At 69.2% G+C, this 13849-nt stretch carries 10 protein-coding genes; 4 read left to right on the top strand and 6 right to left on the bottom strand.

Annotated features, from left to right (window positions below):
* Nucleotides 1–57 precede the first annotated feature (57 nt).
* On the bottom strand, nt 58–1026 hold the full coding sequence (locus O3I_RS16685; RefSeq protein ID WP_014984117.1) for a proline dehydrogenase family protein: 969 nt from the start codon (nt 1024–1026) through the stop codon (nt 58–60).
* 64 nt (nt 1027–1090) lie between these two features.
* Nucleotides 1091–2728 (bottom strand): L-glutamate gamma-semialdehyde dehydrogenase, encoded by a 1638-nt coding sequence (gene pruA, locus O3I_RS16690; protein WP_014984118.1) that lies wholly within the window; start codon nt 2726–2728, stop codon nt 1091–1093.
* A gap of 164 nt (nt 2729–2892) precedes the next feature.
* On the opposite strand from pruA, the gene O3I_RS16695 reads away from it, so the two are divergent.
* A complete protein-coding gene (locus O3I_RS16695; protein WP_014984119.1) occupies nt 2893–4155 on the top strand; it encodes a PucR family transcriptional regulator in 1263 nt (420 codons plus the stop codon).
* Nucleotides 4156–4233: 78 nt separating this feature from the next.
* Here the strand turns inward: O3I_RS16695 and O3I_RS16700 are convergent, their stop codons facing one another.
* Together O3I_RS16700 and O3I_RS16705 are read right to left on the bottom strand one after the other, a co-directional pair.
* Nucleotides 4234–4539: a hypothetical protein gene (locus O3I_RS16700; protein WP_014984120.1), complete on the bottom strand. Its 306-nt coding sequence runs from the start codon at nt 4537–4539 to the stop codon at nt 4234–4236.
* Nucleotides 4540–4602: 63 nt separating this feature from the next.
* Entirely contained in the window at nt 4603–5202 is a 600-nt protein-coding gene (locus tag O3I_RS16705; protein WP_014984121.1) for a TetR/AcrR family transcriptional regulator, read from the bottom strand.
* A gap of 325 nt (nt 5203–5527) precedes the next feature.
* On the opposite strand from O3I_RS16705, the gene O3I_RS16710 reads away from it, so the two are divergent.
* Both O3I_RS16710 and O3I_RS16715 read left to right on the top strand, forming a co-directional pair.
* Nucleotides 5528–7369 carry an alkyl/aryl-sulfatase gene (locus O3I_RS16710; protein ID WP_237748375.1) on the top strand — a complete coding sequence of 614 codons (1842 nt, stop codon included), beginning with the start codon at nt 5528–5530 and terminating at the stop codon, nt 7367–7369.
* Between the two features lie 159 nt (nt 7370–7528).
* Nucleotides 7529–9136 (top strand): ABC-F family ATP-binding cassette domain-containing protein, encoded by a 1608-nt coding sequence (locus O3I_RS16715; protein ID WP_014984123.1) that lies wholly within the window; start codon nt 7529–7531, stop codon nt 9134–9136.
* Nucleotides 9137–9215: 79 nt separating this feature from the next.
* Here O3I_RS16715 and O3I_RS42690 read toward each other — a convergent pair whose 3' ends face one another.
* On the bottom strand, nt 9216–9920 hold the full coding sequence (locus O3I_RS42690) for a hypothetical protein (protein ID WP_014984124.1): 705 nt from the start codon (nt 9918–9920) through the stop codon (nt 9216–9218).
* 197 nt (nt 9921–10117) lie between these two features.
* On the opposite strand from O3I_RS42690, the gene O3I_RS46945 reads away from it, so the two are divergent.
* Nucleotides 10118–12340, top strand: a complete 2223-nt coding sequence (locus tag O3I_RS46945; RefSeq protein ID WP_014984125.1) for a serine/threonine-protein kinase — start codon at nt 10118–10120, stop codon at nt 12338–12340.
* A 29-nt stretch (nt 12341–12369) separates the two neighbouring features.
* On the opposite strand, the gene O3I_RS16730 is transcribed toward O3I_RS46945, so the two are convergent.
* Complete coding sequence (locus tag O3I_RS16730) at nt 12370–13503, bottom strand: BTAD domain-containing putative transcriptional regulator (RefSeq protein WP_041562659.1); 1134 nt, start codon at nt 13501–13503, stop codon at nt 12370–12372.
* Nucleotides 13504–13849: the final 346 nt, after the last annotated feature.

Raw genomic sequence — 13849 nt, forward strand, 5'->3', positions numbered from 1 at the left:
AACCGGATCGGTGCGGCCCGCCGAGCCGGGCGAGCCGCACCGAAATGTGTCAGTACCTCAGCGTGCGCTGCCCGGCTTCAGCGAACGCAGGAAGAACGCGACGTTGGCGGGGCGTTCGGCGAGCCTGCGCATGAAGTAGCCGTACCACTGGTCGCCGTAGGGCACGTAGACCCGCAGGTGATTGCGTTCGTCGACGAGCCTGCGCTGTTCGGCGTCGCGGATGCCGTAGAGCATCTGGAACTCGAACTCGTCGGCCTTGCGATGCGTCGTCTCGACACACTCCAGCGCGGAAGTGATGAGCGCCGGATCGTGGGTGGCCACCATCGGGTAGCCGTCGCCGAGCATCAGCACCCGCAGACAGCGCAGGTACGAATCGTCGACCGCGGCGCGCTCCTGGAACGCCACCGACGCCGGTTCCTTGTACGCGCCCTTGCACAGCCGGATGCGCGAGCCTTCGCCCGACAGTTCCCGGCAGTCGCCCTCGGTGCGGCGCAGATACGCCTGCAGCACCGTGCCGACGGTGGGGAAGTCGGCGCGCAGTTCCCGCACGATGCTCAGGGTGGAGTCGGTGGTGGTGTGGTCCTCGGCGTCGACGTTCACCCAGACGCCGGCCGATTCCGCGGCCGTGCAGATCTGGCGGGCGTGCTCGAGCGCGATCGCGTGACCGTCCTGTGCCAGCGACTGGCCGAGCGCCGACAGCTTGAGCGAAACCTCCAGCGGCCGAACCGTTGCCGACTCCGACGCGACGTCGAGCCGGGCCAGTTCCGAGAGCATGTGCAGATAGTGGGTGACGGTGGTGCGGGCCTGCTCGATCTCGGTGGTGTCCTCGCCGAGATAGTCGATGGTGACATAGCGGCCGGACGCCAGCAGCGTCCGCACCGCCACCATCGCCTGATCGGCGGAGTCACCCGCGACGAACCGGTCGACCAGCTTCTTCGTCGTCGACATCCGGGTGATCGTGCGCTCCATGCGCGGCGAGCGCGACGCGGCCAGCATGGCCGGACGCAACAGGGTCGAAAAGGCCATCACGCCTCCTGTGTTCTGCGGGACCGGTCGGCTGCACGGAGCCGGACGACGTGCGAGTGGTTCATCACGCGTCCTGGTGCGGGTAGCGGTGATCGGTCGCCGGGACGAACGTTTCCTTGATCGTGCGGGCAGAGGTCCAACGCAGCAGGTTCTGGGGCGAGCCTGCCTTGTCGTTGGTGCCCGAGGCGCGCGACCCGCCGAAGGGCTGCTGGCCGACCACCGCGCCGGTGGGCTTGTCGTTGATGTAGAAGTTGCCCGCGGCGAAGCGCAGACCCTCGGTCGCCTCGGCCACCGCGAGGCGGTCGTCGGCGATGATCGCGCCGGTCAGCGCGTACGGGGAACCCCGATCGACCAGGTCGAGGATGCGCTCGAACGAGCCGCTCGCCGCGTCGTCGTAGACGTGCACCGACAGGATCGGGCCGAAGTACTCGGTGCTGAACGCCTCGTCGCCGGGATCCTCACCGAGCAGCACGGTCGGGTCGACGAAGTAGCCGACCGAATCGTCGGCGTGCCCGCCCGCCGCGATCGACAGGCTCGGCGTCGCCTTCGCCCGGGCGATCGCCTCGGCGTTCTTGTCGAAGGCGCGCTTGTCGATCAGCGCGCCGCCGAAGTGGCTGAAGTCGGTGACGTCGCCGTAGGACAGCGTGGCCACCTTGTCGAGGAAATCGCGACCCATCTTGGCCCACACCGACTTCGGGACGAACGCGCGCGAGGCCGCCGAGCACTTCTGGCCCTGGTAGTCGAACGCGCCGCGGATCAGCGCGGTGGTGAGCACGTCCGGATCGGCGGAGCTGTGCGCGAGCACGAAGTCCTTGCCGCCGGTCTCGCCGACCAGGCGCGGGTAGGAGTTGTAGTCGGAGATGTTCGTCGCGACCGAGCGCCACAGGTGCTGGAAGGTGGCGGTGGAACCGGTGAAATGGATGCCGGCGAGGCGACGGTCCTGCAACACCACGTCCGACACCTTGGGTCCGGCGCCGTGCACCATGTTGATCACACCGGGGGGCAGGCCCGCGGCCTCGAGCAGCTTCATCGTCCAGTACGCGGCAACCGACTGGGTCATCGCGGGCTTCCAGACCACGGTGTTGCCCATCAGCGCGGGCGCGGTCGGCAGGTTGCCCGCGATCGCGGAGAAATTGAACGGCGTGATCGCGTAGACGAAGCCGTCCAGCGGGCGGTATTCGACCTTGTTCCACACGCCGGGCGTGGAGATCGGCTGGTCGGCGAGGATCTGCCGGGCGAAGTGCACGTTGAATCGCCAGAAATCGACCAGCTCACACGGGGTGTCGATCTCGGCCTGATAGGCGGTCTTGGATTGACCGAGCATCGTTGCGGCGGCGATGGTTTCCCGCCACGGGCCGGCCAGCAGATCGGCGGCGCGCAGGAAGACGGCGGCCCGATCCTCGAACGAGAGCGCACGCCAGGCGGGTGCGGCGGCGGTGGCGGCCGCGATCGCGTCGTCGACATCGCCGGGGGCGGCGGGCGTGAGGGTGCCGAGCACGGCGGCGTGCCGGTGCGGCTGCACGACCTCGATCGTCTTGCCGGAGCTGCGCCGGTGCTCGCCGCCGATCACATGGTGCACGTCGGTCGGCGTGGCACCCAGCTCGGCCAGTTTCGCCTGCAACCGTGTACGTTCCGCACTACCGGGGGCGAACGTGCCGACCGGCTCGTTCGCCGGCCGCGGTGTGGACACGATGGCGTCCATGATTCCTCCTGCTGGACGTGGCGATGTGGCGTCGCGGATCGGCGGCGCACACACGCTCTGAAACTGCGGTGAGCCGAAGTCAACACCGGAAAAGTGCGCGGGAGATGAGCTAAAAGGACAAAGATGGGATGAGTGTGTTGTCGAGTTGGCCGAAAGGCGTAGACGTGGCTATTGATAGTGGGCTTGTCGCCGCGGACATCGACCTGTTCGGTCTGGCGCAGATCGTCGCGCAGAACGCGGGCGGCATGGTGTCGATCGAGGACCCGCAGTCGCATGTGCTGGCGTACTCCGCCTCCGCCGCGGAGGCCGCCGATCAGATGCGGGTGATGTCGATCCTCGGCCGGGAGGGGCCGCGGGAGTATCTGGCGGTGCTGCGCAAGTGGGGGGTGTTCGATCGGTTGCGCCGCACCGACGAGGTGATCGACGTGCCCGCGCACGAAGAACTGAACATCAAACGCAGGCTGGTGGTGAGCATCCGGCATCCCGCGGACGGCGCGGCGCGCGCGCCCCGCGTGCTCGGCGCGATCTGGTTGCAGCAGGGCGATCGGCCGTTCAAGCCGGACGCGGCGGAGATCCTGCGCGGCGCCTCGGCCATTGCGGCGCGGCTCATCTCGCGCAGCCTCGACGCGCCGTCCACCGAGGCGCTGCTCGTGCAGGGATTGTTCGGCGAGGGCGGTCCGGTCGACGTGGCGAGCGTGGCGACCGCGCTCAACCTGCCGATCACCGGTCCGGCCGCGGTGGTCGGCTTCGCGCTGACCGCCACCGAAACCGCGCCCGCCACCGAACCTTCGGCGCTGGGCAACATGCTTCGCCTGCGCGCCAGCTCATTCCGGAACGACTCGGTGACGGCCACGCTCGGCGACCGCGTCTACGTGCTGCTGCCGAGTTATCGGGCCGCGCACGCGGTGACGGCGTGGACCCGGCAGCTGGTCGAGCAGCTCGAAGCCAAACGCGCGCTGGCGCTTCGGGCGGCCATCGCCTGTCCGATCGACGATTTGAGCGGGGTCGCCACCGCTCGGCGCGAGGTCGACCGCGTGCTCGACAGCACCGTCGCGACCTATCCGAAGGGGCGGGTCACCACGCTCGCGGAATCGCGCACGGCGGTGCTGCTCGGCGAGATCCTCGACCTCGTCGGCAGCCGTCCCGAACTGCACGATCCACGGCTGCGCGCGCTCTCGGACTACGACCTCAAACATTCCGCGAGCCTGCGCGACAGCGTCGACATCTATCTGCGTGAGCACGGTGACGTGCGCGCCGCGGCGGCGGTGCTGCAGGTGCATCCGAATACGTTGCGCTACCGCATTCGTCGCGTCGAGGAGATCCTGGGCATCGATCTCACCGATCCCGGCGACCGGCTGCTGCTGGAATTGCAGCTGGCGTTGCACCGGCGGGCGCACGGACGCGAACGCGGGTCCCGATCACGCTGACCGTGCCCTGATCGAGCGGCGCGGCCGGTGCCCCTGACCGGCAGCAGGGGCGCGGGCGCGGTGAGTCCGCTTGTGCCGTCAGCACTTTCCGGTCGCGGCGTCCCGGATGCCGGCGATCATGGACTGCCGGTCGGTCTCGTTGAGCGCGGGCCACTGCGGGGACTGGGGGAGCATCGCGATGGTGTCTTCCGCGGTCTTGTTCGCGGACTCCACGCTCACGTCCTTCAACTTGCTCAACAGCGGCAGATAGTCCTGGCACGACTTGCTGCGCACCGCGGCGTTCGTTGCGGTACTCGGCGACCCGGCCGCCTCGGTGCTGTCCGACGAGCCACAACCCGTCAGCACCAGAGCAGCCCCGATCGTCAGCAACACAATGCTTTTCATTCACGCTCTCCTCATCAGAATTGGAGAGACCCTACCCGCCCCCACGACCCCCGTCCACGCGAGTCAGGGGCGGTGCAGGAGGGCTTGGACCGTGCGGCGGATCGTGGTGGAGGCGGCGCGGGTGGTGAGGCCGCGGCGGTCGGTGAGGTGGTGGCGCAGGGGCCAGCCGAGGGTGGCGTCGAGGACGTCGAGCAGGTGGTCTTCGGCGGCGGCCAGTTCGGGGGCGAAGGTTTGGGCGAGGGCGGTGCGAATGCGCTTGTCGGTCAGGCGCATTCGGGCATCGATGGCGGGAATGCGCTGAGACTCCAGGAAGCCGAGGACGCGGGGGTTGCGTTGCAGGGCGAAGATCGCCTCGCTCTGGCGGATGGCGGCGTCGATGCGCTGCGGCAGGGGCAGGCTCGGGTCGAGCCGTTCGATGAGGGCTTCGACGTCGGCGGACTGCTGGTCGACGGCGGCGATGCGCAGGTCGTCGCGGCCGGGAAAGTGCACGAAGATGCTGCGTTCGGACACGCCGGCGCGGGCGGCGATGTTCTTGGTGGTGGGGTCGATCTCGCCCGCTTTCAAGGCGCAGAGCAGGGCGTCGACGATGGCGCGGCGGGTGAGTTCCGGGTCGCGGCGGCGTCGGGGTCGTGCTGTCGCCTCGGGTTCGGGCTCCTTGCTCATGGGTTCCATCTCAACACATGGTCGCACTATTGCAGTCTTACTGCAATAGTGCGTACGGTGGGCCGTGCTCCGGGTGGCGGGATTCGGCCGGTCGGCGGGGCGCGGCGAGACAGGAGAGCGACGGATGGGTGACCAGCAGCAAGACCCGGCGGCACGCGGGCAGCGGGTGTCCCGGCGCGGGATACTCGGGGCCGGTGCGGTCGCGCTCGCGGCGGCCGGGGCGGGGCTCACCGCCTGCGGTGAGGCCGATCCGCTCGACCCCGCGGCGACGCCGGTCGAGCCGAGCGAACACGTCATCGAGGCGAACAGGCAGAGCGCCGACACCATGCCGTTCGCCGACACCGCCGATTTCGCCGACGCCGATCGCGGGTTCGTCGCGGCACTCGAACCCGGCGTCGTCCGGGACGCCACCGGAAAAGTGGTGTGGGACAACGACTCCTATTCGTTCCTGCGGGAACCCTGTCCGCTGTCGGTGCATCCGAGCCTATGGCGGCAGTCGCAGCTCACGGTCAAACAGGGGCTGTACGAGATCGCGCCGGGCGTCTATCAGGTGCGGGGGTTGGATCTGTCGAATATGACACTCGTCGAAGGCGATACGGGTGTCCTCGTGATCGATCCGCTGATCTCGACCGAGACCGCCGCGGCCGGGCTCGCGCTGTACCGCAGGCACCGCGGCGAGCGACCGGTGACCGGATTGATATACAGCCACGCGCACGTCGACCATTTCGGCGGCACGCTCGGCGTCGTCACCGCGGCGGAGGTGGCGGCCGGGCGTTGCCCGGTGCTCGCCCCCGCCGGATTCCTCGAACACGCTGTGTCGGAGAACATCTACGCCGGCACGGCGATGGCACGCCGGGCGGCCTACATGTACGGCGCGGCCCTGCCGCGCGGGCCGAAGGGGCAGGTGGGCGCGGGCCTCGGGCAGACCACCTCGGTCGGCACGATCACCCTGCTCCCGCCGACGCTCGACATCACCCGCACCGGCCAGGAGGAGACGGTCGACGGCGTGCGGATGGTGTTCCAGCTGACGCCGGGCACCGAAGCGCCGTCGGAGATGAACCTCTACTTCCCGGATCGCCGGATCCTGTGCATGGCCGAGAACGCCACGCACACCATGCACAACCTGCTGACCCTGCGCGGTGCGCTGGTACGTGACCCGCACGTGTGGTCCCGGTACCTCACGGAATCGATCAACCTGTACGCGCGCAACGCGGATCTCGTGTTCTCCTCCCATCATTGGCCGGTCTGGGGGACCGGCCGAGCCGTCGAATACCTGTCCGTGCAGCGTGATCTGTACGCGTACCTGAACGATCAGACGTTGCGGCTGCTGAACCAGGGTTATGTCGGCAGCGAGATCGCCGAGATGCTGCGGTTGCCGCCCGCCATCACGAGATCATGGTCTACGCATGGCTATTACGGCTCGGTGAGTCACAACGTGAAGGCCATCTATCAGCGGTACATGGGCTGGTTCGACGGGAATCCCGCCCATCTGTGGGAACATCCGCCGGTCGAATCCGCCGAACGGCATGTCGAAGCGATGGGCGGCGCGCAGGCGGTACTGCAGAAGGCGCAAAAAGCCTACGACGCAGGCGATTACCGCTGGGCGACGCAGCTGGCGAACTACGTCGTCTTCGCCGAACCGCGCAACGACACCGCGAAACGCTTGCAGGCCGGTATCTTCGAGCAACTCGCCTACGGCGCCGAGAACGCCACCTGGCGCAACTTCTACCTGAGCGGTGCCGCCGAACTGCGCAACGGTCCCTTCGGCACGCCCACCCAGGGGTCGTCGGCGGGTCTGCTCGCCGCACTCACCGTCGACCAGGCGTTCGACGCGATGTCGTTGCGGATCGACGGCCCGAAAGCCTGGGACGCCACCATCATCTCGGATTGGCGCTTCCCCGACGACAACAACCGCGTGCACCGCGCCGAACTCCGCAACGGCGTCCTCATCCACTACGACCGCCGCCCAGATGACGGCCTACCCGCCGCCGACGCCACGGTCACCCTGACCCGCGCCGCCCTGGCCCGCACGCTGCTCGCCGGCCAAGACTTCCAAGCCGCCGTACTCAAAGGCGATATCGCCCTCGAAGGCAACGTCCTAGCGCTGAAACAACTCAAAGACCTCTTCGACCAACCCGACCCGAACTTCGCCATCGTCACCCCGTGAGCCGAGGCGGCCCGGTGCCCGAAGGCTCGTGACCTGGTTCATATCTCCTGGTCAGGGCCATCGGGTAGAGTGATCAGCGTGTCTACACCCCGAGTTTCTTAGCTGAGGACCTGGTTTCCCGGCTAGAAGTCTGTCCTTCGACAACTCGGAGTAATTCTCATGATCACCGTTCGCGGTGTCGAGCTGCGCGTGGGTGCCCGCGTGCTGCTCTCGGACACCTCCTTCACTATTTCCCCCGGCGACCGGATCGGTTTGATCGGGCGCAACGGCGCGGGCAAAACCAGTCTGCTGCGCTGCCTGACCGGTCAGCAGGCGCCGGTCGCCGGGACCGTCACCGTCACCGGCTCGGTCGACGTGCTGGCACAGGATCCCGGCGCGGTGGACGCGCGGGTCACGGTCGCCGACCGGATACTGTCCGCGCGTGGGCTCGACGCGGCCGTGCGTGAGCTGCGCGCGGCAGAAACCGCGATGACCGACGCGGTCGAGGAGCGCGATCTCGACCGTGCGTTGCGGGCGTACGCGCGGGCCGAGACCGAGTTCCAGGCCGGTGGCGGCTACGCCGCCGAAGCCGAGGCCGCGCGCATCGCGGCCGGGCTCGGCATGCCGGATCATGCCTTCGGACAGCCGGTTTCGGAGCTGTCGGGCGGGCAGCGGCGCCGGGTCGAACTGGCCCGCATCCTGTTCGGCGGCTCCGACGGTGCGCTGCTGCTCGACGAGCCGACCAACCACCTGGACGCGGACGCGATCGGCTGGTTGCGCGGGTTCCTGCACGGGTACGCCGGTGGGCTGGTGGTGATCAGCCACGACGCCCAGTTCCTGGCCGGGTTCGTCAACCGGGTGTTCCACCTGGACCCGCAGCGCGGCGCACTGGACATCTACAACGTCGACTGGAATCGCTATCTCGCCCAGCGTGATTCCGCGGAACGCCGCCGGAACCGGCAGCGCGCCAACGCCGAACGCAAGGCGGCGGCTCTGCACGCCCAGGCGGAGAAGATGAAATCCCATGTGGCGACGGCGGTCGCGGCGCGCAATATGGTCCGGCGGGCCGACCGGATGCTCGCCGAACTGGAACCGCGGCGGCGCGCGGCGAAGGTCGCCCGGATCCGGCTGCCCGAACCACACCCGTGCGGGCGTATGCCGCTCGGCGCGATCAGTCTGGTGAAATCCTATGGTGGGCAACGGGTGCTGAATTCGGTCGACCTGGCGGTGGATCGCGGGAGCCGGCTGGTCATCCTCGGCCACAACGGGGCGGGCAAGACCACGCTGCTGCGGCTGCTGGCCGGGCGGGAAGTGCCCGACAGCGGTCGGGTCGTGCCCGGCGCCGGGCTGCGGCTCGGCTACTTCGCGCAGGAGCACGACACCCTGGACCCGGCGCTCAGCGTGCGGGACAACCTGGCCGCGGCGACACCGCAGCTGGCCGACGGGCAGGTGCGACATGTGCTGGGCGCCTTCGGGTTCACCGGTGCGGACGACGCCGGCAAACCCGCGGGTGTGCTCTCCGGTGGGGAGAAGACCCGGCTGGCACTGGCCGGTCTGGTGCACTCCGGTGCGAATGTGCTGCTGCTCGACGAACCGACCAACAACCTCGACCCGGCCTCCCGGACCGAGGTGCTCGCCGCGGTCGACACTTATCCGGGCGCGATCGTCATGGTCACCCACGACGAAGGCGCGATCGATGCTCTGCGACCCGACCGCGTCCTGGTACTTCCCGAGGCGTACGAGGACCTGTGGACCGAGGACTATCGGGAGCTGGTGTCGTTGACCTGAGCGCGAGGCGTGGCCGCCGGGGCGCGCGAACGCCGGAACAGCCTGCGGCGCTCGATCGCAGGCTGTTCCGGCGCAGCGGTCAGCAGCTGAACGCGTACGTGGTGCCTGCCGAGGTCGCGATGCCGGTGCGGGTGTCCACGACGACGACGGTCGCCGCGCGATCCCGCGGGATCTGGCAGCGGACGTCGGCGAGCGCCGCGGTCTCCCGCGGCAGTCTGCCGTTGCCGTCGGTCTGCCGGTTGCCCAGGGCGCGCAGACCGTTGGCGTGCACGCCCGCGGCGTAGAACTCGAGGCGCGCGTTGGGCGACAGGCCCGACGCGCTGTCGACGAACAGCCAGCCGCCGAGCTGATGCTTCTGCGTGCGGACGTGCACGTTGCCGGTGGGCAGCTGTGTCGCGTCGGCGAAATGCCTTGCGCCCTCGCTGTTCTGGGCGCGGGAGCGGTCGCGGCGATCGGGCGTCACGCAGACGTGGTCGGCGGGACGGGTCTCACGCCAGACGAATCCCTGCTTGCAGGTGTCGGGACCGTAGGGTCCGCCGTTCGGGGAGCGGCGCGCGGCCGCCTGCGCGTTCTCGGCGTGCGCGGTGTCGCGGTCGCCGGGCGTCACGCAGACCGTGTCGCCGTTGTAGGCGTCGCGCCAGACGAAGCCTTGCTGACAGGTGTACGGGCCGTAGGGCAGCGCCTGCGCGGGCGCCGGAAGCAGGGCGCCGAAACCGGCCACCGCCGCGATTCCCAGCGCGATGGGCAGTACGCGCCGGGGGCGAGGTACGGAGGTGCGGAACATGTCTGCGGTCCTTTCAGGTGTCGACCAGCCGGTTTCGGCTGTGGACCACTGTCGCCGCAGGGACCAACGAGGCACTAACGGCCGACCAACGACTCGGCTCTGCCGCACCGGTACGACTGCGAAAAGCCTGGTGTGCGCTCTACAGTTGACACGACCTCGGGCCGCGCACCGGCCGGGTCCGTCGCACGGAGGACGAGATGACGACCGAACGGCCGCCGCGCACAGTGGGCACTCGGTTCGGGCCGTACCGGCTGGATCGGCTGATCGGGCGCGGCGGGATGGGCGAGGTGTTCGAGGCCTACGACACCGTCAAGGACCGGACCGTCGCGGTGAAGGTGCTCGCCGAGCAGCTCAACCAGGACCCGGTGTTCCGGGAACGGTTCCGCCGGGAATCGCATGCGGCGGCCCGGTTGACCGAACCGCACGTCATCCCGATCCACGACTACGGTGAGATCGACGGGCAGCTCTACATCGATATGCGCCTGGTCGACGGGGAAAACCTGCGCGCGGTGCTGCGGCGCGACGCGCCGCTGGCGCCCGAGCGCGCGGTCGCGGTGATCCGGCAGATCGCCGCGGCGCTGGATGCCGCGCACGCCGACGACCTGGTGCACCGGGATATCAAACCCGACAACATCCTGCTCACCACGGACGGTTTCGCCTACCTGGTCGACTTCGGCATCGCCCAGTCCAGCACGAGCGAGAGCCTGACCGCGGACGGGTCGGCGATCGGCTCGTTCCACTACATGGCGCCGGAGCGGTTCACCTCGCGGCTGGTGACACCGGCCGTCGACAGCTACGCGCTCGCCTGTGTGCTGTACGAATGCCTCACGGGCGCAAGGCCGTTCCCCGCCGAGACAGACGGCGAGATCATGCGCGCCCACCTCTTCGAACCCCCGCCGCGCCCCAGCATGATCCGCCGCGAAGTGCCCGCCGGTTTCGACGAGGTGATCGCCCGCGGCCTGGCGAAGAACCCCAATGCGCGCTACACCTCGGCCGGCGCTCTCGCCGCCGCAGCCCACCGCGCGCTCACCGGCACCGTGACGGTCGCAGCAGCGCAGACCGAGCCGGCCGCTGGTGCCGAGGTGGCAGCTGCACCGCCGACCCAGCGAGTCCGGGCGGCAACAGCCGCCGACCAGGTAGCGTCGGAGCAGGACACCGGCGCATGGGTCGCGACGGAAGTGGCTGCGCCACCGGCAATTACGGATTCAGTGACTGCCGACCCGACGGCTGGCGCGCAAGCTCTTGCCGGGCAGGAGGTCTCGGAGCGGGAGGATGCGCCCCAGGAGGCGGCCGGTGTTGCGGCCGAGGGCAGGGCAGGGGATGTCGCTGACCCGGCGTCTGTTTCCGCCGGCCCGCGAGTGCGCGTTGATCGGCGCGTGTTGCGTGGTGTCGTCGCCCTGCTGGTCGCAATACTATGTGCGACAGTTGCTTTGACAAGCTGGTCGTGGATGGGCAACCGTGTCGCCGGCGTGCCCGTCGCCGACTCGTCCGCGGTGCGTGGGCCCGATATCGATCTGCTCGCGGTGGTCGGGCCGTCGGGCTATAAGCGGGCCAACTGTGTTCATCAGGATCCGGACGCTACGACCGTCGCGATCGTGTACTGCGCGGCGAATCCGGCGGCCAGCGATCCGGCGGGCCGGTTCCTGCGGTTTCAGACGGTCGAGCAGCTGCGGGCCTACTATCGCGGGCTGTTCTTCGATGTGTTCCATTCGACGAACTGTCCGGGCGATCCACCCGGCCCGGATGGTCCGTCGGTGGTGGACGGCAAGGAGGTGGGGCGCAAGGCGTGCTTCACCAGTCTCGTGGACGATCCCGCGGTGCCGAAGCCGGGGCTGGTGCTCACCAACGAGGCGGCGCTGGCGCTCGCCGTCTACATCTGGACGGGGCCGGGGGAGCAGCCGCTGCGGGATTATGTGGGTCTGCGCAACGGGTTTCAGTTCAAAGCGGCGGAGGCGGCCACCGATCCGGACTACTTCACCGCCGCCGACCGAGCGGTACTCGACCATTTGGACGGAGATTTCGGGCCGCGCAACTGCCGGCACCTGGATCCGCCCGCGGGCCCGGTGAACGCCATGCTCAGCTGCGGCACGCGGTTGGGATTCCCGTCGGCGGGATTCTTCGGATTCCCCGACCGGCGCGCCGCCAACCTGCTGTATCAGGCGAACCTGGGCCAGTTCCGTGGCCATGCCTGCGGTGCCGCGGGCCAGGACGACCTGTGGCGCAAGGACTCCGCACCGGTCGGCCGGTTCTTCTGTTACGCCGACACCGACACCGGATTCGGCGCGGGCACCTGTATTTTCGCGCTGCACGACGAGTTCCTGGTGGCCGCGCACTTCTGCACGCTGCGCGCCGACGACCCGGACACCGGCCCGAAAACCGAAGCCGAGCTGCTCGCCTGGTTCCGCAAGCACATCGGCTGAGCCGCCGGCTCACTCTGGGGTTTCGCCACTCACCCTTCTTGTTCCGGCGGCACCAGCGTGAAGATCAGCTCGTAGTCGCCGATCCGGATCTCGGCGCCGTCGGTGAGCGCCTCGCTGTCGACGATGCGCATCCCGTCTACCCAGACGCCGTTGGCAGAGAGCAGGTCCTTGATCAGGTAGGTGAGTCCGTTGTGCAGGATCGCCGCGTGATGGCGGCTGACCTTGCCGTGCTCGAGCACGATGTCGTTGTCGGGCAGCCGGCCGATCCGGGTGATGGTGCCGGTGACGGCGTAGGTGGTGCCCGAGCGATCGCGCAGCAAAGCGGTGGGGCCGCCGGCGCTCTGGTCGACGATGGTGGTGGCGCGGAACGAGGTCGCCGCCGCCTTGGCGCGGAGCTCGAGCGGCTCCTGTCGCAGGATGCGCGCCTCGAGTTCGCGGATCGGCAGGCCGGGATCGATGCCGAGTTCGTCGGCGAGGGTCGCGCGCAGCCTGCGCGCGGCGTCGAGCGCGTCGGATTGGCGGCCGTCCGCGTACAGCGCGGTGATCAGCTGCTCCCACAACGGTTCCCGCAGGGGATGGTCGGCGACGAGCAAAGCGAGCTCGGAGACGACGGCTTCGGCCCGCCCCTGGGCGATATCGGCTTCGGCGCGGGCTTCGATCGCGCACAGCCGGTCGTCGTCGAGCACGGCGGCATAGGCGTCGGCGAACGCGAGCCCGCGCAGGTCCGCGAGCACCGGACCGCGCCACTGGCCGAGCGCGCTGGACAGCAGCTCGCTCGCGGTGCGGAAGCGGCCCGCGGTCAGCGCGCGCAACCCGGCCGCTTTGCGCACGCGGAAGCGCTGCACGTCGCTCGCGTCCTCGGCCACCGCGACCCGGTAACCCGCACCGACCTGCGCCAGCACCGAGCGCGCTTCGATGCCGTTGTCCCGCAACGGTTTGCGCAGATTGGACACAATGGTGTGCAGGCTGACCCGGATATCGGGCGGCGGGTTGTCCTCCCAGACCGCTTGCGCGAGCGCCGCCACCGCGACCGGGCGATTCGCGTTGATCAGCAGGTACGCGAGGACCGCCCGCTGCTTCGGGCCGCCCAGCGGCTGGCGTACGCCGTCGATCGAGAGTTCCACCGCGCCGAGCATGCTGAACTGCACTCGAAGCGCCGTCATCGCGAACCGGGAAAGTCGTGCGGCCGGTCGGACACAGCCATGGTGGACTCCTCACGACGCGCCATCGTCCGCGCGTCGTCTGTGAGAATACCCAGCGAACCTCGGGCCCGGCGGTCCATCGGGGCGGGTACCTGCGGTGTCGCGGAACTGTGACGACCGGTGTTACGCCTGGCCCGCATCGTTTTCGGGGTCTACGGCGCGTCGTGCGCTTGCCGTAGCGCGCGGAGTGCGCGATCCTGGTTAGTCACGGCATCGGCTGTAGCACAACCCGCCGAGCAACCGGGGCGAGTTCACGCGCTCGCAACGGTTCCGGCAACATCCGTGCGATCTCGGTTCATCCAGGGTT

It is taken from the genome of Nocardia brasiliensis ATCC 700358 (genome assembly GCF_000250675.2).
GTDB classification, from domain to species: Bacteria; Actinomycetota; Actinomycetes; order Mycobacteriales; family Mycobacteriaceae; genus Nocardia; species Nocardia brasiliensis_B.

Bases quoted from the DNA above. Each gene is read 5' to 3' on its own strand.
- O3I_RS16685 (WP_014984117.1), bottom strand. From the start codon at position 1,026: ATGGCCTTTTCGACCCTGTTGCGTCCGGCCATGCTGGCCGCGTCGCGC.
- pruA (WP_014984118.1), bottom strand. From the start codon at position 2,728: ATGGACGCCATCGTGTCCACACCGCGGCCGGCGAACGAGCCGGTCGGC.
- O3I_RS16700 (WP_014984120.1), bottom strand. From the start codon at position 4,539: ATGAAAAGCATTGTGTTGCTGACGATCGGGGCTGCTCTGGTGCTGACG.
- O3I_RS16705 (WP_014984121.1), bottom strand. From the start codon at position 5,202: ATGAGCAAGGAGCCCGAACCCGAGGCGACAGCACGACCCCGACGCCGC.
- O3I_RS16710 (WP_237748375.1), top strand. From the start codon at position 5,528: ATGCCGTTCGCCGACACCGCCGATTTCGCCGACGCCGATCGCGGGTTC.
- O3I_RS16715 (WP_014984123.1), top strand. From the start codon at position 7,529: ATGATCACCGTTCGCGGTGTCGAGCTGCGCGTGGGTGCCCGCGTGCTG.
- O3I_RS42690 (WP_014984124.1), bottom strand. From the start codon at position 9,920: ATGTTCCGCACCTCCGTACCTCGCCCCCGGCGCGTACTGCCCATCGCG.
- O3I_RS46945 (WP_014984125.1), top strand. From the start codon at position 10,118: ATGACGACCGAACGGCCGCCGCGCACAGTGGGCACTCGGTTCGGGCCG.
- O3I_RS16730 (WP_041562659.1), bottom strand. From the start codon at position 13,503: ATGACGGCGCTTCGAGTGCAGTTCAGCATGCTCGGCGCGGTGGAACTC.